Below are 19,520 nucleotides of genomic sequence, written 5' to 3' on the forward strand. Positions count from 1 at the left end.
TTTAACTGTAGATTTGAACAAGCATAATCACTGCCATAACAATCATTATACTGTTTTCAATAAAGGTGGCTTTGGTCATAGGTAGTTTTAATGCTGTACCCAAACATGCACATTGTATTGCTTTTTTATCCAGCAATGTTTTGGTTACTCCTATGGTAGTAATTCCTAAAATAATTAAGGTAATTACTAATGCCAACGGAATTTGAAAACGCATTAAAAACATGATACCCAAAACTGTTTCTATAAAAGGATACACCCAACCATAAGCAGGAATTGCTTTAGCTAATGGATCGTACATTTTAAAACTTTCAGGAAATCCTTTTAAATCTAATAGTTTGAAAAAACTAAAAACGATATAGAATAAGCCCATGAAATCGAGCATAAAATCGCTCCAATTCCACGACTTGAAATTGATTAATACAGAAGCAGCAATGATGTATCCAAATATTAAAAACAACGGAAACAATTGCTGTAAATCAGATTTTTGTTCTTCTTGCTGTACTGTTGAAGCAAATACATTTCGTTCTTGCTTTTCAGACAGCTTATATTTTTCTGGTAGTGCATTTTGCAATACACTTGTAGCGATATGCTGAGACATGGTTACTGCAACTTCACCTAATTCTAAATTTACTTTAGCATCATCAACATAGTCTAAATCTTGTAAGACATTTTCAACTTTTGCCTTACAACCGTTACAGGTCATTCCTGTAACGCTGTATGTATGTGTCATTATTTTTGATTTTTTGATTGAACAATAAAAGTTTACTGTCCGTTTTCACGGAAATTGTTCAAAAAAATCAAATTAGGAAGACTTGATCGCGCACTTGTATGTCGGCAACCAAGTTTGGTGGGGAATAATATTTATGAGGGATAACCTGTTGTGGCAATCCTTCAAAAAGATTAATGTATGAAAACGCAAATGTTGATAAAAACAGTTGCTGATCAAAATCTAAATCTTCAAACTTTTTAATCGTTAAATGGTCTTGACCTTTAACTAAATCGACTGTATCTTTACAACAATGTACTTGTGTTTTTTCAGCCATTTCAATTTCAAAGGCTTCCATAGCGCATTTTTGTAATTCAGAAAATACAGAAACATCTACCAACACATCACCACAAAAATGTTTCTCTACAGTAAAAGAAACTGTAGAAAAAAACACTAATAGCGCTAATGCAACTGAAAAAGTTTTATGTAAAACATTTTGTATCACAACACAAATTTATAAAAATTAATGAAGTTGTATTGCATTTTAAAAAAGCATTAACATTTCTACCTATTAAGTTTATAGTAATAAAATGCTGGTATTAAGAGCAAAAGAATGACTGGTTGAATTAAAAATCGTCTAAAATTAAAAAACAGATAATAATCTTCTTGTCTCGGGTTAATGACAAAATACAAGAAAATTAAAATCAAAATTAAGTATGCTACAGTATAAACTATAACCGAAAACTTAACGATAGACTTATCTTTAAAAAAGAGATATATAATAGCTAAGGACACCACTCCATTTAGCACATACCTTAAGGTTGTAAACAGCGTTAACTTTAATATTTCGCGTCTTGGGTAATCCATATACAAATAGTCGTTTTTAAAAAACAACAAGTATGGATCATAAAACAACTCATTTTCGAACACTCTTATCAATACAAGAAGCCCAAACAAAACCATGAGCAAAACAATTTTAAAAATGTTATTCATGCTTTTTGTTTATTGATGAAAACCTATTAACCCAAAACATCCAAAGGATAAATACCATTCCGTAAATAATCAAAGGAAAAATAGCAGTGTGCAAAATTTCTCTTCGCCATGGATAATTATACAAGCCAATTGACAAAATTGCAATTCGAATAATATTAACAGCATAAATAAGAACACCTCCTGCTAAAGTGTAAAAAAATGTTGGTTTTAATCTTCCTGCAAAAGCTACCATAAAAGCCACAAACAATATAATCACACTTACCGAATTACAACCCTCTACTACTCTAGCAACGTACTTGCCATTAAGTATAAGTTTAAGCGAAGGTTCATTTTCATGCGCTAAATAGTGTACATCATAGCCCATAGCTCCAACAAGTTCACTACTTTGTTTAGCTACTAAATTGGTTATAAAATCAGGATAGTATTTTGAACCACTAGACATATCTAAATACAATTTATAGCATAAAGACAATACCAAGTACACTATTAAAAACGTGAGAATGAACTTTATGACAGACTTGTATTTTTTTAGTAAGTTTTTCAAAAGTAAACGACTGATATATTCTGTTAAATTTATATAAATTCAGTTTTTGAATTTACACCTTTTAAATACTTTTGCAAAAACTTTTTGAACAAATGACGTTTGAACAATTACAACTTAAAGTAAGCGAAATTACTTCTAATTCGAGTACAACTGTAGATGAAAAACTTTATGCAATTTGCGAATTGCTAGAAGCTAATATCACATATTACAACTGGGTAGGATTCTATTTTAAAAATGGAAATAAAAACGAATTAAAATTAGGTCCTTATGTAGGCGAACCTACTGACCATACTATTATTCCTTTTGGAAAAGGCATTTGCGGACAAGTTGCTGTGAGTAACCAAAATTTTGTTGTACCAGACGTATCTGCTCAAGATAATTACATTGCTTGCAGTATTACTGTTAAAGCAGAAATTGTAATCCCAATTTTTGTTAATGGTGAAAATATTGGTCAAATAGATATCGACTCTAATACTCCAGATCCTTTTACTGAAGCAGACGAGCGCTTTTTAGAGTTTGTTTGTAAACAGGTTGCTGAGATTATTGCTTAAATTTCTTTTTAACAATAATAATTATATCAGTAATAATGTAAACTAGAGCGACAATAATTAAACCAACTCCTGAAATTATAGCTTTAGATTTAAGAAATTCATGTTTATAATTAGGTGTTTCAAAAGTCATTTGAAAACCAATACATATCATGAACACACAAAAAGGATAAGCAAAAACCGTATTAAAATACTTTTTAGCATAAATTACATTCCAGTTCTAATCGCTTCCACAGGATCAAGTTTTGAAGCTGAAATTGCTGGTACAATACCAGAAATCAACCCTATTGCAGTTGACAACGCAAATCCTAACATCATGTTTCCTGCTGAAAGCACAAATTCAAAATCGCCCGTAAAGTTTGACAACACTGTTGTTGTTATCCATACTAATATCAATCCTACAATTCCACCAATAAAGGCTAGTACTATAGCTTCAAATAAAAACTGGAATAAGATAAACCTGTTTTTTGCACCCAATGATTTTTGAATTCCAATAAGGTTGGTGCGTTCCTTAACACTCACAAACATAATATTTGCAATACCAAAACCACCTACTAATAATGAAAACGCACTAATGGTCCAACCTACACCATTCATAAACCCAATAATACTATCTACAGCATCTGTTAAACCTGACAATTTATTGATAAAGAAATTATCTGACTCATCAGCTTTCAAACCTCTGTAAACCCTATATTTTTGTTTTAAAACCGATTCAAAGGCATCAAAATCGACATCTTTTTTAGGCTTAATTACAACAGCTCCTGGTAAACCATTTGCTCCTCCATTATTAAAACGTCTTACAAAATTTGCAGGCACATAGGCACGTTCATCTGGAGAATCACCTCCAATACCTCCACCTACTTTCTTTAAAACGCCAATAACTTTTAGTTTTCGTCCATAAGCCCTAATCGTTTTACCTATAGGGTTATCATTATCAAATAAATTTGTAGCAGTTGAGCTTCCTAACACAATAACAGGAGCTCCAGAATTTGATTCAGATTCGTTATAAAAACGACCTGATTCAATTTTTAAATTTTCAATATCATAAATACCGTTAGAGACAGGTGTGACGTTAACTCCTGAAACTGTTTTTCCTTCGTACTTTAAATTTTCTGAGCCTCCAAAAATCACATAGGCAATAGCCTCAATATCATCTACACTTCCTTCAATAAACTCATAATCATCATGCTCTACCTGAGGGAAATTATCTCGTTGCCATCTTGGGACACTTGTAGGTCCAAACGAATACTTAGTAAGATACATGGTGTTTTTATCCAATCCGCTCAACTGCTCTTTGATATTCCTATCAAGCGAATCAACAGCTGCAAGTACAGCTATAATAGAAAAAATACCAATTGTTACTCCTAATAGCGATAAAAAAGTACGTAGTTTATTGTTTCGTAATGCGTTAATAGCAAACGTAAAACTCTCCTTAAATAATCGTAAATAAACAAGCATGAATTGGTCGAAATTTTATCAAAGTTAAAGATAGGACGTTTTTAACAATCTATTGTTACAAAAAACTTAAATAATCTGCGTTATCAAGCCTTAAAATCTCTTTAAGAATACGTACTTTTGCACTCGCAAACAACACTTTTTAATACTTGGTATTGAAAAAACATTAAAATTGTTATTTCCATAAAAATGGAAATCAAAAAAACACACAACTATACAATGAATAACAACAAAACCATTAAATCTGCTTTAATCTCTGTTTTTAGCAAAGAAGGATTAGAACCAATCGTAAAAGAACTTAACGCACAAAATGTAACTATTTACTCAACAGGAGGTACCGAAAAGTTTATAAAAGACTTAGGAATTAATGTTGTACCTGTTGAAGATGTAACCTCTTATCCTTCAATTTTAGGAGGTCGTGTTAAAACATTACACCCAAAAGTTTTTGGAGGTATTCTTAACAGACAAAATAATGAAAGTGATGTTGCCGAATTAAAAGATTTTGACATTCCTCAAATAGATTTGGTTATTGTTGACCTTTACCCTTTTGAAAAAACCGTAGCTTCTGGTGCTGCACATCAAGATATTATTGAAAAAATTGACATTGGAGGTATTTCATTAATTAGAGCTGCAGCCAAAAACTATGCTGATGTAGTTTGCGTGTCTTCGGTTGAAGATTACAGTGAATTTTTAGAACTTTTAAAAGCTAAAAACGGTGAAACATCTGAAGAAGATAGAAAACGTTTTGCTGCAAAAGCCTTTAACGTATCGTCACATTACGACTCGGCTATTTTTAATTATTTCAATAGCAACCATGATCTTGCAGCTTTAAAAGTAAGCGAAACCAAAGGACAAGTGTTACGTTATGGCGAAAACCCTCACCAAAAAGGATTTTTCTTTGGAGATTTTGAAGCAATGTTCACCAAATTACACGGTAAAGAACTAAGCTACAACAACCTTTTAGATGTTGATGCTGCTGTTACTTTAATGAACGAGTTTAAAGGAGAAGCTCCTACTTTTGCTATACTAAAACACAATAATGCTTGTGGTTTGGCACAAAGAGAAACATTGCACAAAGCTTACGTTGACGCTTTAGCAGGAGACCCTGTTTCAGCTTTTGGTGGTATTTTAATTGCAAACTCTGAAATTGACAAAGCTACAGCCGAAGAAATTCACAGCTTATTTTGTGAAGTTGTTATTGCACCATCATTTTCTGCTGAAGCATTAGAAATTTTAAAAGGAAAAAAGAATAGAATTCTTTTAATTTTAAATGATATTGAACTACCAAAAACTACTGTAAGAAGTTGTTTAAATGGTGTTTTGGTTCAAGAGAGAGATAACGTTACTGATGCTGTTTCGCATTTATCTGAAGCCACAAACAATAAACCAACTCAAAACGAGTTAGAAGATTTAATATTTGCCTCAAAAATTTGTAAGCATACCAAATCTAACACAATCGTTTTAGCAAAAAACAAACAATTATGTGCAAGTGGAACAGGACAAACTAGTCGTGTTGACGCTTTAAACCAAGCTATACATAAAGCACAATCTTTCAATTTTGATTTGCAAGGTGCTGTAATGGCTAGTGATGCATTTTTTCCGTTTCCAGATTGTGTAGAAATTGCTGATAAAGCTGGAATTACTGCTGTAATACAACCTGGAGGCTCTATAAAAGATCAACTAAGTGTTGACTATTGTAATGAAAACAATGTTGCTATGGTATTTACAGGAACACGTCATTTTAAACATTAACATTTTTTCTAAAAAAATTGAAATCTGTTAATTCATTTTAAACGTATCTTGTAATACTGTAATTAATGTATATTTTATTACATTTACAACAACGTCTAAAAGACTAAATAATATCAACCCACATAACTAACAACAGCGTATGGGATTTTTTGATTTCTTAACAGAAGAAATAGCCATAGATTTAGGAACAGCAAACACACTTATTATCCATAATGACAAAGTAGTTGTGGATAGTCCATCAATAGTAGCAAGAGATAGAATTTCTGGAAAAATAATTGCAGTTGGTAAAGAAGCCAACATGATGCAAGGAAAAACTCACGAAAACATTAAAACCATTAGACCATTGAAAGATGGTGTAATTGCCGATTTTGATGCTTCTGAGCAAATGATAAGCATGTTCATTAAGAACATTCCTGCATTAAAAAAGAAATTATTTTCTCCTGCTTTGCGTATGGTTGTTTGTATTCCTTCTGGTATTACTGAAGTGGAAATGCGAGCTGTAAAAGAGTCTTGTGAGCGTGTAAATGGTAAAGAAGTTTACTTAATACACGAGCCAATGGCTGCTGCAATAGGTATTGGTATTGATATTATGCAACCTAAAGGAAACATGATTGTGGATATAGGTGGAGGAACAACAGAAATTGCTGTTATTGCTCTTGGTGGAATTGTTTGCGACAAATCAGTTAAAGTTGCTGGTGATGTATTTACAAATGACATTATTTACTACATGCGTACTCAACACAACCTTTATGTTGGAGAGCGTACTGCTGAAAAGATAAAAATTCAAATTGGAGCAGCAACTGAGGATTTAGAATTACCTCCAGAAGACATGAGTGTTCAAGGTAGAGACCTCTTAACAGGTAAACCTAAGCAAGTGAATATTTCGTATCGCGAAATTGCTAAAGCTTTAGATAAATCTATTTTAAGAATTGAAGACTCAGTAATGGAAACCTTATCTCAAACACCTCCTGAGCTCGCTGCAGATATTTACAATACAGGAATTTATTTAGCAGGTGGAGGTTCTATGCTTAGAGGTTTAGACAAACGTTTATCTCAAAAAACCGACTTACCTGTTTATATTGCTGAAGATCCATTAAGAGCTGTAGTAAGAGGAACAGGAATTACACTCAAAAACCTTTCTAAATTCAAAAGTGTATTGATAAAATAAGTAATTAATAATGCAACAAATCATCAACTTTGTTATTAGAAACAAAACATTTCTTTTGTTTTTGTTGTTGTTTGGTGTATCGTTGGCTTTAACAATTCAATCGCACTCTTACCATAGAAGTAAGTTTATAAATTCTGCTAATTTTTTCACTGGTGGAGTTTACAAACAAGTAAACAACATTGGTCAGTATTTTGATTTAAAAAGCGAGAACCAAAAACTTCTTGAAGAAAACAACAGGCTAAAGTCTATCTTATTCAATAGAGAAACTGATACTTTAAAATCGTTTTATGCTGACAGTACGATGTACAGTAAACGCTTTAAACTTACTCCCGCAGTTGTTTATAAAAATAGTTATTCAGCAACCAACAACTACCTAACTATAAACAAAGGAAAAAAAGATGGTATCCAACAAGATTTTGGAGTTATTACTTCCAAAGGTATTATTGGTATTATTGACAACACATCTAATAGTTACGCTAGAGTACAATCTATTTTAAATACAAATAGTAGAATAAATGCTCAACTTAAAAAAACGAGCCATATTGGGTCTTTAAGATGGGATACAAAGTCACCTGAATTAGCGCAATTGAAAGACGTTTCAAAATTTGCACCTGTTGCCGAAGGCGACACTATTGTTACTGGTGGGCAATCAACTATTTTCCCTAAAGGAATTCCCATTGGAACTGTTAATGATTTTGTTTTAGACATTGGTGGAGACACATATACAATTAATGTAAAACTATTTAACGACATGACTAACGTTGGACATGTTTACATTATTGAACATCTTGATAGAGAAGAAATAGAGACACTTCAAAACCCAGTAAATGAATAATTCTGCAGTAAATACTACATTACTTTTTATTACTGTATTACTAGTACAGGTTTTGGTATGTAATCACATCAATTTTTTAGGCTATATAAATCCGTATGTTTACATACTTTTTATTATGCTTTTTCCGATAAGAACCAATAGAACCGTTATTATTATTCTTGGTTTTTTATTAGGTTTATGTGTGGATTTTTTCTCTGACTCTGGTGGTGTTCATGCTGCTGCAGCAGTTACTATTGCTTACATTAGACCTGTATTGCTTAAGTTTTCCTTCGGAATGATTTACGAACACCAAAGCATTAAATTTAGCAATACTGAGTTAGGAAACCGATTGATATATATTTCACTCTTTACTGTTATCCATCATTTCGTGCTATTTTCACTTGAAGTTTTTAACATTTCTAAAATAATTTTAATACTTCAAAAGACGTTATTCTCTAGTATTTTTACTATAATACTATGTTTTATGTCAACAATTCTATTTAGCAAAAAACGTCGATGAGAAAACTTTTACTTCTTTCAACAGTTGTTATTGTTGGACTTATTTTTATTGCAAGATTATTTTATTTACAGGTTTACAACCAAAGTACTTATAATCTTTATGAAGATAATGCCATTAGAAAAGTATATGATTACCCAAAACGTGGTTATGTTTACGATAGAAACGGTAAACTCTTAGTTGCCAATCAACCCTCTTATGATGTAATGATTATTCCTAGAGAAGTTGAGCCTTTAGACACTTTGGAATTTTGTAATCTTTTAAAAATCACAAAAGAAGACTTCAAAAAAAAGTATGATAAAGCTTACCACTATTCTCCTAGATTACCTTCGCCTTTTGTAGCACAATTATCTAAAGAAGATTATGCCTTGTTACAGGAAAAAATGAGAAAATTTGAAGGCTTTTACATTCAAAAACGTTCACTTAGAGATTACCAAACCAGTATTGGGGCAAATGTTTTAGGAGACATTGGAGAAGTAAACAATGCCATTATACAAAGGCAACCATATTATAAAATGGGAGACTTAATTGGCAAACAAGGTATAGAGATTTCTTACGAAGAAACTTTACGAGGCGTTAAAGGCATTAAATTTATTCAAAAAGACCGTTTTAATAGAGATATAGGACCTTATAAAGAGGGTATTTATGATACTTTACCTGAACCAGGAAAAGATATTACTATTACAATTGACGCAGAACTACAAGCCTATGGCGAGCTTTTAATGCAAAACAAAAGAGGTGGTATTATTGCTATTGAACCTAGCTCAGGAGAAATACTAACTATGATTTCATCACCTACCTACAACCCTAATTTGTTAGTAGGTAGAAACCGCTCTAAAAATTTCACTAAACTTTATAACGATTCGCTTTCACAACCACTTTACGATAGAGGTTTACAAGCTATGTATCCTCCAGGTTCTCCTTTCAAAGTCATTAATGCTTTAATAGGTTTACAAGAAAATGTAGTTACAACCAACGATAAGTTTACGTGTGCGCATGGTTATAGATATGGAAACCGAAAAATGGGTTGCCATGGTCATAAAAGTCCTGCTGACATGAACTTGGGAATTTACGAGTCTTGTAATGCCTATTTTGCCAATGTATATCGTCGTATTATGGACAAGTATGATACTCCTGCTGAAGGAATGGACATTTGGAGTAATCATGTTAAGAGTTTTGGACTAGGGGATTATTTGGGTTATGACCTAAGGGTTGGACAACCAGGAAAAATCCCAGATGCTGAAACCTATAATAGAGCCTACGGAAAAAACAGATGGTATACCACATTTACACTTTCAAATGCTATTGGGCAAGGTGAAGTGCTTGCTACTCCAATTCAGTTAGCTAACATGGCTGCTGCTATTGGAAACAGAGGTTATTATTACACACCTCATATTATTAAAAAAATTGAAAACGACACCATAGACAGCAAGTATACAACTCCTAATCACACCACTATCGACAAACAAAATTTTGAACCTGTTATTCAAGGTATGTATGATGTTTACAATAAAGGAACAGCAAAATACCTACAAGTTCCTGGTATTGAAATTTGTGGAAAAACAGGAACTGCTGAAAACTTCACAAGAATAGATGGCGTAAAAACTCAACTTACTGACCACTCTATTTTTGTCGCTTTTGCTCCCAAAGACGACCCTAAAATAGCCATTGCTGTTTTTGTTGAAAATGGGTATTGGGGAAGTCGTTTTGCTGGTAGAATTGCTAGTTTAATGATTGAAAAATACATTAAAGGAGAAATCACCAGAACAGATATGGAAAACTGGATACTTCAACACACTTTAGAGCATGAATATGAAAAACCTCATTCTGGAAAACCATTTAAAATTAATGGCGAATCAAGAATTATGACAGTTAATGAGTATGAGTTGGAGAAACAAAGAAAAATTAATATCAATACGCAAACTGCTAACTAACCAAGATAAATGCAGAGAGAACACAGAGGCTTTAAATTTGATTGGATAACAATAGCATTGTTTTTAATTCTTGTTGGATTTGGGTGGCTTAACATCGTTTCGGCATCACACACAGGAGAAATCACTAGTTATTTTGACATGAGTCAACCTTATGGCAAACAGCTTATGTTTATAATGCTTACTCTTGCGCTAATAGTCATCATTCTTTCTATAGAAGCAAAATTCTATGAACGGTTTGCTAGTATCATCTATTTCATTTCATTACTCTCCCTAATTGGTTTATTCATTTTTGGAAAAAACGTTAATGGTGCTACCTCATGGTACGCCATTGGAGGAATGACATTACAACCAAGTGAGTTTGCAAAATTTGCAACATCACTAGCAGTTGCTAAATACATTAGCGATTTGCAAACCAACATGAAAACCCTTCAAGACCAATTAAAAACTGTAGCTATAATAGTTGTTCCTGCAATTCTTATTTTATTACAAAATGATGCAGGAAGCACCATAGTCTATGCTTCTTTTTTCTTTGTATTTTATAGAGAAGGCTTACAACAAATTTACTTACTTATTGCTGTTGCAATACTATTATTATCTGTACTATCCTTAAAGTTTGGTGTCTTGTTTACAGCTATTCTCTCAGCTGTTTTAATATTTACCATTTACTTTTTAAAACGAAAAAAGCGTGCTTCGTTTTTGCAACCCATTGTTGTTTTAGTCTTATGCATTGGATTCGCTTTTGGTGTTCGTACGTTTTATGACAGTATCTTAAAACCTCACCAAAAAGACCGTATTAGCCTTTGGTTACGCTTAGAAAAAGATCCTGAAAAGCTACAACAGATGAAGCAAACCATCTTGTACAACCTCAACGAATCTGAAAAAGCAATTAGCTCTGGTGGTATAACAGGAAAAGGATATTTACAAGGGACTAGAACTACAGGAAAGTTTGTACCAGAACAGCATACAGACTATATTTTTAGCACAGTTGGAGAGGAATGGGGTTTTGCTGGTAGTGCATTGGTTGTTGTTTTATTTGTAGCATTAATTATTAGAGTTCTGTACTTAGCCGAATCTCAAAAGAACCAATTTAGCCGAGTGTATGGCTATTGTGTTGCATCCATCCTTTTTGTGCATTTTACAATTAATACAGGAATGGTAATGGGCTTAATACCAACAGTTGGTATTCCTCTACCCTTTTTTAGTTACGGAGGCTCAGGGCTTTGGGGCTTTACCATACTACTATTTATTTTTGTAAAGCTAGACAGTAACAAGATTAATGAGTGGTAAATAAGTCAAAAAACCTCTTTAAAAAAACAAAAAAGGAACTGAAATTCAGTTCCTTTTCTTTTATCTATAGTTTTCACTGTTTTATTTCAAACTCGCTAAACTTGCTTTTAAGGTTTCAATTTTTGCTAAAGCATCAGCTTCTTTTTTCTTTTCAGAAGCTACAACCTGCTCTGGTGCATTGTTTACAAAGCGCTCATTTGATAGTTTTTTCTGTACTGATTTTAAAAACCCTTCAGTATAGTTTAACTCTTCGGTTAGCTTATTAATTTCAGCTTCAACATCAATAGCTCCAGACATAGGTATAAAATACTCGTTAGATTTTACTCTAAAAGTCAAAGCTCCTTCAACAGCTTCAGTAACATAAGCGACTTCTTCTAAGTTTCCTAACTTTTTAATTACCTCATCAAATGTTGGTTGAATTTGCTCATTGTTTAAAACCGAAAATGCAATAGCATCTTTAAACGCAATATTTTTATCTTTTCTTACAGAACGAATTCCTGAAACTACTTGTGATGCAAAATCAAACTCGGTAATTAAAGCTTCGTTTACTGATTTTTGCTCAGGCCATTTTGCTACGATTAAAGCTTCTTCTGGTGAACGCTCTCCCATGGCTTGCCAAATTTCTTCAGTTATAAATGGCATAAATGGATGCATAATTTTTAAGTTCTCTTCAAAAATGGAGATCAACTTATTATAGGTTACAGCATCTATTGGTTGACCATAAGCTGGTTTTACAATCTCTAATAACCAACCACAGAAATCATCAAAAATAAGTTTGTAAATACTCATTAAAGCATCGCTCAAACGGTATTTACTAAAATGATCTTCAATCTCAATTAACGCCTTTTGAAACTTGGCTTCATACCATTCTAAAGCTATTTTACTTGAATTTGGCTGCTCAATATCTTGAGATACTTCCCAAAGTGTTGTTAAGTAAAATGCACTCCATACTTTGTTACCAAACCCTTTACCTTGTTGACATAAGGCTTCGTCAAACAACAAGTCATTTCCTGCAGCAGAACTTAACAGCAACCCTACACGAACACCATCTGCTCCAAACTCTTCAATTAGCTTTAAAGCATCAGGAGAATTCCCTAGAGATTTACTCATTTTACGGCGTTGCTTGTCGCGTACCAATCCTGTTAAGTATACATTTTCAAATGGTCTTTCATCAGTATATTCATAACCTGCAATAACCATACGAGCTACCCAAAAGAATAAAATATCAGGACCTGTTACCAAGTCGTTCGTTGGATAATAGTATTTAAACTCTTCGTTATCTGGGTTTCTAACACCATCAAACACACTCATTGGCCATAACCACGATGAAAACCAAGTATCTAGAGCATCTTGGTCTTGAGTTAAGTCTGAAACCTGAAGTTCGGAGTTTAAAGTTTTAGTCTTAGCTAACTCTAGTGCATCTTCTTTGGTTTCAGCAACCACAAAGTCTTCTTTTCCATCTCCATAAAAATAGGCAGGAATTTGATGTCCCCAATATAACTGTCTAGAAATATTCCAATCACGAATATTCTCCATCCAATGACGATAGGTATTTTCAAATTTCTTTGGAAACAACTTAACATCTCCTGTTTCTAAAACAGCTTTTATTGCTGGTTTTACCAGTTCTTCCATTTTTAAAAACCATTGATCGCTTAATCGAGGTTCGATAACAGCTTTGGTTCTTTCGGAAGTTCCTACTTTATTAATGTGGGTTTCGGTTTTAATTAAAAACCCTTTTTCTTCTAGTTCTTTAGTGATTTCTTTTCTTACTACAAAACGATCTTTACCTTCGTAATGCAACCCAAAACTATTAAGTGAAGCATCCTCATTAAAAATATCAACAACTTCTAAATTATGCTTATCACCAAGCATTTTATCATTCTCATCATGAGCTGGTGTAACTTTTAAACAACCTGTACCAAACTCAACATCCACATAATCATCTTCAATAATAGGAATCACACGATTACATAAAGGCACAATTGCCTTTTTACCTTTTAAATGCGTAAAACGTTCGTCATTAGGATTAATACAAATTGCTGTGTCTCCAAAAATGGTTTCAGGACGCGTAGTAGCAATAGTTAACGTATCATTACCTCCTTCTATTTTATAATTTAAGTAGTAAAGATTTCCTTGTTTTTCTTCATAGATTACCTCTTCGTCTGAAAGCGTTGTTTTTGCTTCAGGATCCCAATTCACCATTCGGTAACCACGATAAATAAGTCCTTTGTTATACAAATCAACAAATACTTTTATCACAGCTTCACTCATGTCTTCGTCCATAGTGAATTTTGTTCGTTCCCAATCACAAGAGCAACCTAATTTTTTAAGCTGATCTAGTATTACACCTCCATATTCGTGAGTCCAATCCCAAGCGTGTTTTAGAAACTCGTCGCGAGTTAAATCGTTTTTATCTATACCTTGATCTTTAAGTTTTGCTACAACTTTTGCTTCGGTAGCAATAGATGCATGGTCTGTTCCTGGAACCCAACATGCATTTTTACCTTGTAAACGTGCACGACGAATTAAAACATCTTGAATTGTATTATTCAACATATGTCCCATATGTAGTACTCCAGTGACATTAGGTGGTGGAATGACAATAGTATATGGTTCTCTACTGTCTGGTTTTGAATGAAAATAATTATGTTTCATCCAGTAATCATACCACTTGCTCTCTACATTCTGTGCATCATATTTTGATGGAATACTCATCTTTGGAATAGTTTTTGAATAATGATGTGCAAAAGTACTTATATTTCTTTTTTTTAGAAATTATTGAGCGAAATAATAGTGTTATTTGCTTTTAACTATGTTAATATTGCTGTAATACGTCTAATAAATTTTGCTTAACAATAAAAAGTAAGTAGCTTTGAAGTATCAATTTAAAATTAAAATGATGAAAAATTTAGTAGTAATTTTATTTGTAGGGCTTTTAAGCCTAGGAACTTTCGCTCAAGAGAAAGTTGCAAAAATTGAATTTAAAACAGATGTCATTGATTACGGAACCATTGAAAAAGGTTCAAATGGTGTTCGTGTGTTTGAATTTACAAACACTGGTAATGCGCCTTTAATAATTTCTAATGTAAAGTCTACTTGTGGTTGTACTGTACCAAAAAAACCTGAAGGTCCAATTATGCCTGGTGAAACTGGTGAAATTGAAGTAAAGTATGATACTAACAGAGTAAACCCAATTAGAAAAACTATTACAGTAACATCTAATGCTGAAACACCTACTGTAGCTCTTAAAATTAAAGGTCTAGTTGTTGACCCAAGTAAGACAAGTGTTTTAGAAAAGAAAGACAAGAGTGTTATGGAACAATAATACTTTGTTAAATAAAAAATTGAAGCCCTCTTTTGAGGGCTTTTTTAGTTATAATAGGCTTTCTAACCTAAAAGTGAATGTCTTTATAACTCCTTTTCGTTCGACCTCTAATTTAATCAGTTTTTTATCTTCTTCACAAAAATATAAAGTAGCTTCTTGTAATGTCATTTTATGAGTCCCTTTGTTGTTGATTGATAAAATAACATCTCCTATTTCAAGTCCTGCTCTCGCAGCAGGAGATCCTTCTCTTAACTCAACAATTGTATACGATGGTTTTAAACTGTAATGAAATGTTTGAGAAAAATCAACAATAATGTTATCTCTATTTTCTCTTCCATAACTATCTATATACTTTTTTTCACCTAATTCTTTTATAACCCTTACTCCATATTGCTCTAATACTATTCCACTTTTATTATAAAAAAAAGGCTTTCTAAAGTTGCTGTTCTTTTTTAATGTTACTTTTAAGTTTTTATAATCTACAACTATATTAAAGCGTTTCAATAAATCTCCTGAAATACTTCCATTTCGTTCCTCAAATTTTCGCGCATGACTTATAGAAGCAGAGTCAGGATATGCGACGTTTACATTTTCTAGATGGAAATCACCTAAAGAAAATGAATTAACTCTTGAGCGTTTTCCATGTATATTTCCACTCAAACCTTTACCTAAAAAATCATGAAAATATTTTTCATTAGGTGGTAATATTTGCTTTTCATGATCTTCAAATAACCATAAAGCATCACTACTCCCTGTATCAATGAGTAATTTAACTGGAGTTTTAATTGTATCTATTTCAGCATATGCATCTATATAAGGTTTGTTCTTATTTAATATCATATCGAAAGATTCGCATTTCCTACAGTTTTTATACTTATACTCACTATGTTTGAATAGTTTTATAAATTTTGACCTATAGTTTATTTCTACAACAAAATCTTTGAAAATATCATACCCAATAATTCCATGAACATCTACACCTAATCTAGGTGTAAAATTAATTGAGTTATCAAAAACCACATAAATGTCTTGATTTATATTAATAGCATCACCTACTTTTAAAAAGTTCTCTCTAGATCGTAACGCTTCAATTTCACCATCAGCACCTAATCCACGTAAGTAAATACGCTCTACATTATTAACCAGCAATGAGTCTGTTAAATTAATAATGTTAAACAAGATAGGTTTACTAACTCCAGAATCTAGCAAAAATGAGAGTTCAACACCATTTACCTCTACTGGAAAAACTATTAGGTTATTAATAAGTTTAAAGTTAATTTTTGTGTAATCTTTATTGTTTGGCAGATTAAAATCATCTTGCGCACAAACCAAAGTACACATCAAAAAAAGCCCAATATTGACAAGTATCCTTTTAAGCATTTTAAATGATTGACTATATACAATTTACAAATCTTTGAAGTAAGATTCTTTTTTAGATGTGTTTTTTAAAAAAACTTTAAGATAATTTTCAGAACTTTGCGTTTTAAATCAAAAAAATGCCGACAATTTCTAAAAAAGGGCAATTAATGCCTGAATCTCCAATAAGAAAATTAGTGCCTTACGCTGAACAAGCTTATAAAGATGGTAAAACTGTTTATCATTTAAACATAGGACAACCAGATATTAAAACTCCTGAAGTGGCTCTAGATGCTGTAAAAGTACATTCTTTAGACATACTTGCTTACACAAGATCTGAAGGATCTGAAGCCTACAGAAAAAAAATTGCTGAATATTACCATAAAAACAATATTCAAGTTGAACATGATGATATCATAGTTACTACTGGAGGAAGCGAAGCGTTGTTATTTGCTTTTGGTAGCATAATGGACTCTGACGATGAAATTATTATTCCTGAGCCTTTTTATGCAAATTACAATGGGTTTTCAACTGCTTCTGACATTAAGGTTGTTCCTGTAATTTCCAAAATTGAAGACAACTTTGCATTACCTGCTATTGAAGAGTTTGAGAAACTAATTACGCCTAAAACAAAAGCAATTCTTATTTGTAATCCAGGAAACCCAACAGGTTATTTATATTCTAAAGAGGAAATAAAGAAACTAGCTCAAATAGTAAAAAAGCACGATTTGTTTTTAATTGCAGATGAAGTTTACCGTGAGTTTGTTTACGATGGTAACGAGTTTTACTCCATTATGCAAGAAGAAAGTATTGCAGAAAACGCGATAATGATTGATTCTGTTTCAAAACGTTACAGCATGTGTGGCGCAAGAATTGGGTACTTGGTATCAAAAAACAAATCGTTTATTAAAACTGCTCTTAAATTTGCTCAGGCAAGACTTAGTCCGCCAACTTTAGCACAAATTGCTAGTGAAGCAGCTTTATCTACACCTCAAAGCTATTTTGATGGTGTTATAAATGATTATGTATCTAGAAGAAATACGCTTATCTCTGAATTAGAAAAGATTGATGGTGTAAAAGTAGCTAAACCAAAAGGAGCATTTTATTGTATTGCTGAATTACCAGTAAAAAGTGCTGATAATTTTGCTAAGTGGTTGTTAGAAAAATTTGATATTGACAAAGAAACTGTAATGGTTGCTCCTGCTGCTGGATTTTATTCTACTCCTGGAGTTGGTTTAAACCAAATTAGAATAGCTTACGTACTTAATGAAAATAGCCTTATAAAAGCTGTAAATATTTTAAAAGAAGCACTAAAAGTTTACAAAGACTAAATCTTGATAGAGCAACAAAAATCTTTAAAAACCTATAACACATTTGGTATTGATGCTAAAGCAAAACACTTTACATCAGTAAACTCATTAGCTGAACTTACAAGTATTTTGGCTTCAAATGAGTATCCAGAAAAATTCATATTAGGTGGTGGTAGTAACATGCTACTTACTAAAGATATTGATGCGCTAGTAATTCATGTGAATCTTAAAGGAATTGAAATAATTTCTGAAGATGAAAACTATGCTATTGTTAAAGCTTATGCTGGCGAAAATTGGCACGAATTTGTATTGTGGTGTCTTGAGCATAATTTAGGTGGCATTGAAAACCTATCTTTAATTCCTGGTAATATTGGAACTGCTCCAATTCAAAATATTGGTGCTTATGGTGTTGAGTTAAAAGATGTTTTTGAAAGCTGTGAGGTAATGGAAATTGCTACACAACACACAAAAACATTCAACAAACAAGATTGTAAGTTTGGGTATAGAGAGTCAATCTTCAAGCAAGACGCTAAAGGGAAATACATTATTACAAGTGTTAACTTAAAACTTACCAAAAAAGAGCATAAGTTAAATACTGGTTATGGAGCTATTATTAGTCAACTCGAAGACATGAAAGTAAGCCATCCTACTATTCAAGATATTTCAAAAGCAGTTATTGCTATTCGCCAAAGCAAATTGCCTGATCCAAAAGAAATAGGCAATAGCGGAAGCTTCTTTAAAAATCCTGTAATTTCCTCTGATCATTTTAATGAATTACAAGCTAATTTTCCTGAAATACCAAGTTATACAGTTTCTGATAAGTTAGTTAAAGTACCTGCTGGTTGGTTAATAGAAAAAGCTGGTTTTAAAGGAAAAACCTTTGGAGATTATGGAGTTCATAAAAAACAAGCTTTAGTTTTGGTTAATTACGACAACGCTAAAGGAAGTGACATTTTAAAACTCGCTAAATTAATTCAGCATACTATAAAACGAATATTTAATATTGATATCGAAACCGAAGTCAATATCATCTAATAAAAAAAGCCTCTAAATCAGAGGCTTTAACGTGCTATAGAATATTTTTTGAAAAAAGCTATTAATCAATTTCTTACTAAGAAAATAGTACTCTATAGTATTTAATTTGTAATCAATCTATCAACTATGTAGTAATTTTAGTAATTTTACTACCTTTATTTATATACGTTTAAAAAGGTACTTTGGATTTTTTTAAGGTACATTTTTTTTAAATTAACACTAAATTTTAAAAAATTTTGAGCACGTCGATTGAGCAAACTATTGTTAATCTCCTTGAGAAAGGAGACAAAGCGGCAATTAATTTACTGTATGAAAATTATGCTGACAGTCTTTATGGTGTTATTTTAAAAGTAACCATAAACGAAGAAATAGCTCAAGATGCACTACAAGAAACCTTTGTAAAAGTTTGGAAAAACGCTAAAAAATACGACTCTAAAAAGGCTAAATTATTTACTTGGTTATACCGAATTGCAAGGAACACAGCAATAGATAAATTAAGAAGTTTTAATAATAGATTTGAAAAAGAAGTCCAAATCGACAAATCAAACGTATATATTCTACCAACAGCAACTTTAAATCAAGATGTTATCGATTTAAAAGAGCATGTTGCAAGACTAGACGAAAAGTATCAAATTATCTTGAAAGCCCTGTTTTTTGAGGGCATGACGCAACAAGAAGCTAGTGATGAATTAGATATTCCGTTAGGTACTGTAAAGTCTAGATTAAAAATTGGATTACGAGAATTAAAAAAGCTCTATGTCCATTAAAAAGTA

At 32.2% G+C, this 19,520-nt stretch carries 18 protein-coding genes; 11 read left to right on the forward strand and 7 right to left on the reverse strand.

The window, feature by feature from the left end; genetic code table 11:
• Position 1: 1 nt before the first annotated feature.
• The 4 genes from DMZ43_RS01375 to xrtF form a co-directional block, all read right to left on the reverse strand.
• Complete coding sequence (locus DMZ43_RS01375) at positions 2–730, reverse strand: heavy metal-associated domain-containing protein (RefSeq protein ID WP_131505900.1); 729 nt, start codon at positions 728–730, stop codon at positions 2–4.
• Positions 731–797: 67 nt separating this feature from the next.
• On the reverse strand, positions 798–1,211 hold the full coding sequence (locus DMZ43_RS01380; protein ID WP_131505901.1) for a hypothetical protein: 414 nt from the start codon (positions 1,209–1,211) through the stop codon (positions 798–800).
• A 59-nt stretch (positions 1,212–1,270) separates the two neighbouring features.
• A complete protein-coding gene (locus DMZ43_RS01385) occupies positions 1,271–1,699 on the reverse strand; it encodes an exosortase F system-associated protein (protein ID WP_131505902.1) in 429 nt (142 codons plus the stop codon).
• A complete protein-coding gene (gene xrtF, locus DMZ43_RS01390; RefSeq protein WP_131505903.1) occupies positions 1,692–2,243 on the reverse strand; it encodes an exosortase family protein XrtF in 552 nt (183 codons plus the stop codon). Before xrtF ends, DMZ43_RS01385 begins: the two co-directional genes overlap by 8 nt.
• Positions 2,244–2,335: 92 nt before the next feature.
• Between xrtF and DMZ43_RS01395 the strand changes: the two genes are divergently transcribed.
• A complete protein-coding gene (locus DMZ43_RS01395; RefSeq protein ID WP_131505904.1) occupies positions 2,336–2,794 on the forward strand; it encodes a GAF domain-containing protein in 459 nt (152 codons plus the stop codon).
• Between the two features lie 204 nt (positions 2,795–2,998).
• On the opposite strand, the gene DMZ43_RS01400 is transcribed toward DMZ43_RS01395, so the two are convergent.
• Positions 2,999–4,252 carry an ABC transporter permease gene (locus DMZ43_RS01400; RefSeq protein ID WP_131505905.1) on the reverse strand — a complete coding sequence of 418 codons (1,254 nt, stop codon included), beginning with the start codon at positions 4,250–4,252 and terminating at the stop codon, positions 2,999–3,001.
• A gap of 216 nt (positions 4,253–4,468) precedes the next feature.
• On the opposite strand from DMZ43_RS01400, the gene purH reads away from it, so the two are divergent.
• From purH to rodA, 6 genes are all read left to right on the forward strand, one after another.
• Positions 4,469–6,001, forward strand: coding sequence for a bifunctional phosphoribosylaminoimidazolecarboxamide formyltransferase/IMP cyclohydrolase (gene purH, locus DMZ43_RS01405; protein WP_131505906.1), 1,533 nt, complete (start codon positions 4,469–4,471; stop codon positions 5,999–6,001).
• Positions 6,002–6,140: 139 nt separating this feature from the next.
• On the forward strand, positions 6,141–7,169 hold the full coding sequence (locus DMZ43_RS01410; RefSeq protein WP_129759209.1) for a rod shape-determining protein: 1,029 nt from the start codon (positions 6,141–6,143) through the stop codon (positions 7,167–7,169).
• A 10-nt stretch (positions 7,170–7,179) separates the two neighbouring features.
• On the forward strand, positions 7,180–8,004 hold the full coding sequence (gene mreC / locus DMZ43_RS01415) for a rod shape-determining protein MreC (protein WP_131505907.1): 825 nt from the start codon (positions 7,180–7,182) through the stop codon (positions 8,002–8,004).
• Positions 7,997–8,503, forward strand: a complete 507-nt coding sequence (gene mreD, locus DMZ43_RS01420; protein ID WP_129759211.1) for a rod shape-determining protein MreD — start codon at positions 7,997–7,999, stop codon at positions 8,501–8,503. Before mreC ends, mreD begins: the two co-directional genes overlap by 8 nt.
• The gene (gene mrdA, locus DMZ43_RS01425; protein ID WP_131505908.1) at positions 8,500–10,434 is read left to right on the forward strand and encodes a penicillin-binding protein 2; all 1,935 of its coding nucleotides are present in this window, start codon (positions 8,500–8,502) and stop codon (positions 10,432–10,434) included. Before mreD ends, mrdA begins: the two co-directional genes overlap by 4 nt.
• 9 nt (positions 10,435–10,443) lie before the next feature.
• Complete coding sequence (gene rodA, locus DMZ43_RS01430; protein ID WP_131505909.1) at positions 10,444–11,721, forward strand: rod shape-determining protein RodA; 1,278 nt, start codon at positions 10,444–10,446, stop codon at positions 11,719–11,721.
• A gap of 81 nt (positions 11,722–11,802) precedes the next feature.
• On the opposite strand, the gene DMZ43_RS01435 is transcribed toward rodA, so the two are convergent.
• Positions 11,803–14,436 (reverse strand): valine--tRNA ligase, encoded by a 2,634-nt coding sequence (locus tag DMZ43_RS01435; protein WP_131505910.1) that lies wholly within the window; start codon positions 14,434–14,436, stop codon positions 11,803–11,805.
• Between the two features lie 184 nt (positions 14,437–14,620).
• Here DMZ43_RS01435 and DMZ43_RS01440 point away from each other — a divergent pair, with 184 nt between their 5' ends.
• Positions 14,621–15,046: a DUF1573 domain-containing protein gene (locus tag DMZ43_RS01440; protein WP_129759215.1), complete on the forward strand. Its 426-nt coding sequence runs from the start codon at positions 14,621–14,623 to the stop codon at positions 15,044–15,046.
• Between the two features lie 48 nt (positions 15,047–15,094).
• On the opposite strand, the gene DMZ43_RS01445 is transcribed toward DMZ43_RS01440, so the two are convergent.
• The gene (locus DMZ43_RS01445; protein ID WP_238155749.1) at positions 15,095–16,426 is read right to left on the reverse strand and encodes an aspartyl protease family protein; all 1,332 of its coding nucleotides are present in this window, start codon (positions 16,424–16,426) and stop codon (positions 15,095–15,097) included.
• Positions 16,427–16,542: 116 nt separating this feature from the next.
• Between DMZ43_RS01445 and DMZ43_RS01450 the strand changes: the two genes are divergently transcribed.
• The 3 genes from DMZ43_RS01450 to DMZ43_RS01460 all read left to right on the forward strand — a co-directional run bounded on the left by DMZ43_RS01450 (position 16,543) and on the right by DMZ43_RS01460 (position 19,514).
• Positions 16,543–17,733 carry a pyridoxal phosphate-dependent aminotransferase gene (locus tag DMZ43_RS01450; protein WP_131505911.1) on the forward strand — a complete coding sequence of 397 codons (1,191 nt, stop codon included), beginning with the start codon at positions 16,543–16,545 and terminating at the stop codon, positions 17,731–17,733.
• Positions 17,734–18,747: a UDP-N-acetylmuramate dehydrogenase gene (gene murB, locus DMZ43_RS01455; RefSeq protein ID WP_131505912.1), complete on the forward strand. Its 1,014-nt coding sequence runs from the start codon at positions 17,734–17,736 to the stop codon at positions 18,745–18,747.
• A 236-nt stretch (positions 18,748–18,983) separates the two neighbouring features.
• Complete coding sequence (locus DMZ43_RS01460; RefSeq protein WP_129759218.1) at positions 18,984–19,514, forward strand: RNA polymerase sigma factor; 531 nt, start codon at positions 18,984–18,986, stop codon at positions 19,512–19,514.
• The last annotated feature ends 6 nt before the right edge of the window (positions 19,515–19,520 follow it).

This window comes from Meridianimaribacter sp. CL38 (genome assembly GCF_004328055.1).
Classification (GTDB): Bacteria; Bacteroidota; Bacteroidia; order Flavobacteriales; family Flavobacteriaceae; genus Gaetbulibacter_B; species Gaetbulibacter_B jejuensis.

Coding starts and splice junctions, on each gene's coding strand:
- DMZ43_RS01395 (WP_131505904.1), top strand. CDS start 2,336: ATGACGTTTGAACAATTACAACTTAAAGTAAGCGAAATTACTTCTAAT.
- DMZ43_RS01445 (WP_238155749.1), bottom strand. CDS start 16,426: ATGCTTAAAAGGATACTTGTCAATATTGGGCTTTTTTTGATGTGTACT.
- DMZ43_RS01385 (WP_131505902.1), bottom strand. CDS start 1,699: ATGAATAACATTTTTAAAATTGTTTTGCTCATGGTTTTGTTTGGGCTT.
- DMZ43_RS01410 (WP_129759209.1), top strand. CDS start 6,141: ATGGGATTTTTTGATTTCTTAACAGAAGAAATAGCCATAGATTTAGGA.
- DMZ43_RS01375 (WP_131505900.1), bottom strand. CDS start 730: ATGACACATACATACAGCGTTACAGGAATGACCTGTAACGGTTGTAAG.
- mrdA (WP_131505908.1), top strand. CDS start 8,500: ATGAGAAAACTTTTACTTCTTTCAACAGTTGTTATTGTTGGACTTATT.
- rodA (WP_131505909.1), top strand. CDS start 10,444: ATGCAGAGAGAACACAGAGGCTTTAAATTTGATTGGATAACAATAGCA.
- DMZ43_RS01400 (WP_131505905.1), bottom strand. CDS start 4,252: ATGCTTGTTTATTTACGATTATTTAAGGAGAGTTTTACGTTTGCTATT.
- mreD (WP_129759211.1), top strand. CDS start 7,997: ATGAATAATTCTGCAGTAAATACTACATTACTTTTTATTACTGTATTA.
- mreC (WP_131505907.1), top strand. CDS start 7,180: ATGCAACAAATCATCAACTTTGTTATTAGAAACAAAACATTTCTTTTG.
- DMZ43_RS01450 (WP_131505911.1), top strand. CDS start 16,543: ATGCCGACAATTTCTAAAAAAGGGCAATTAATGCCTGAATCTCCAATA.
- DMZ43_RS01440 (WP_129759215.1), top strand. CDS start 14,621: ATGAAAAATTTAGTAGTAATTTTATTTGTAGGGCTTTTAAGCCTAGGA.
- purH (WP_131505906.1), top strand. CDS start 4,469: ATGAATAACAACAAAACCATTAAATCTGCTTTAATCTCTGTTTTTAGC.
- DMZ43_RS01435 (WP_131505910.1), bottom strand. CDS start 14,436: ATGAGTATTCCATCAAAATATGATGCACAGAATGTAGAGAGCAAGTGG.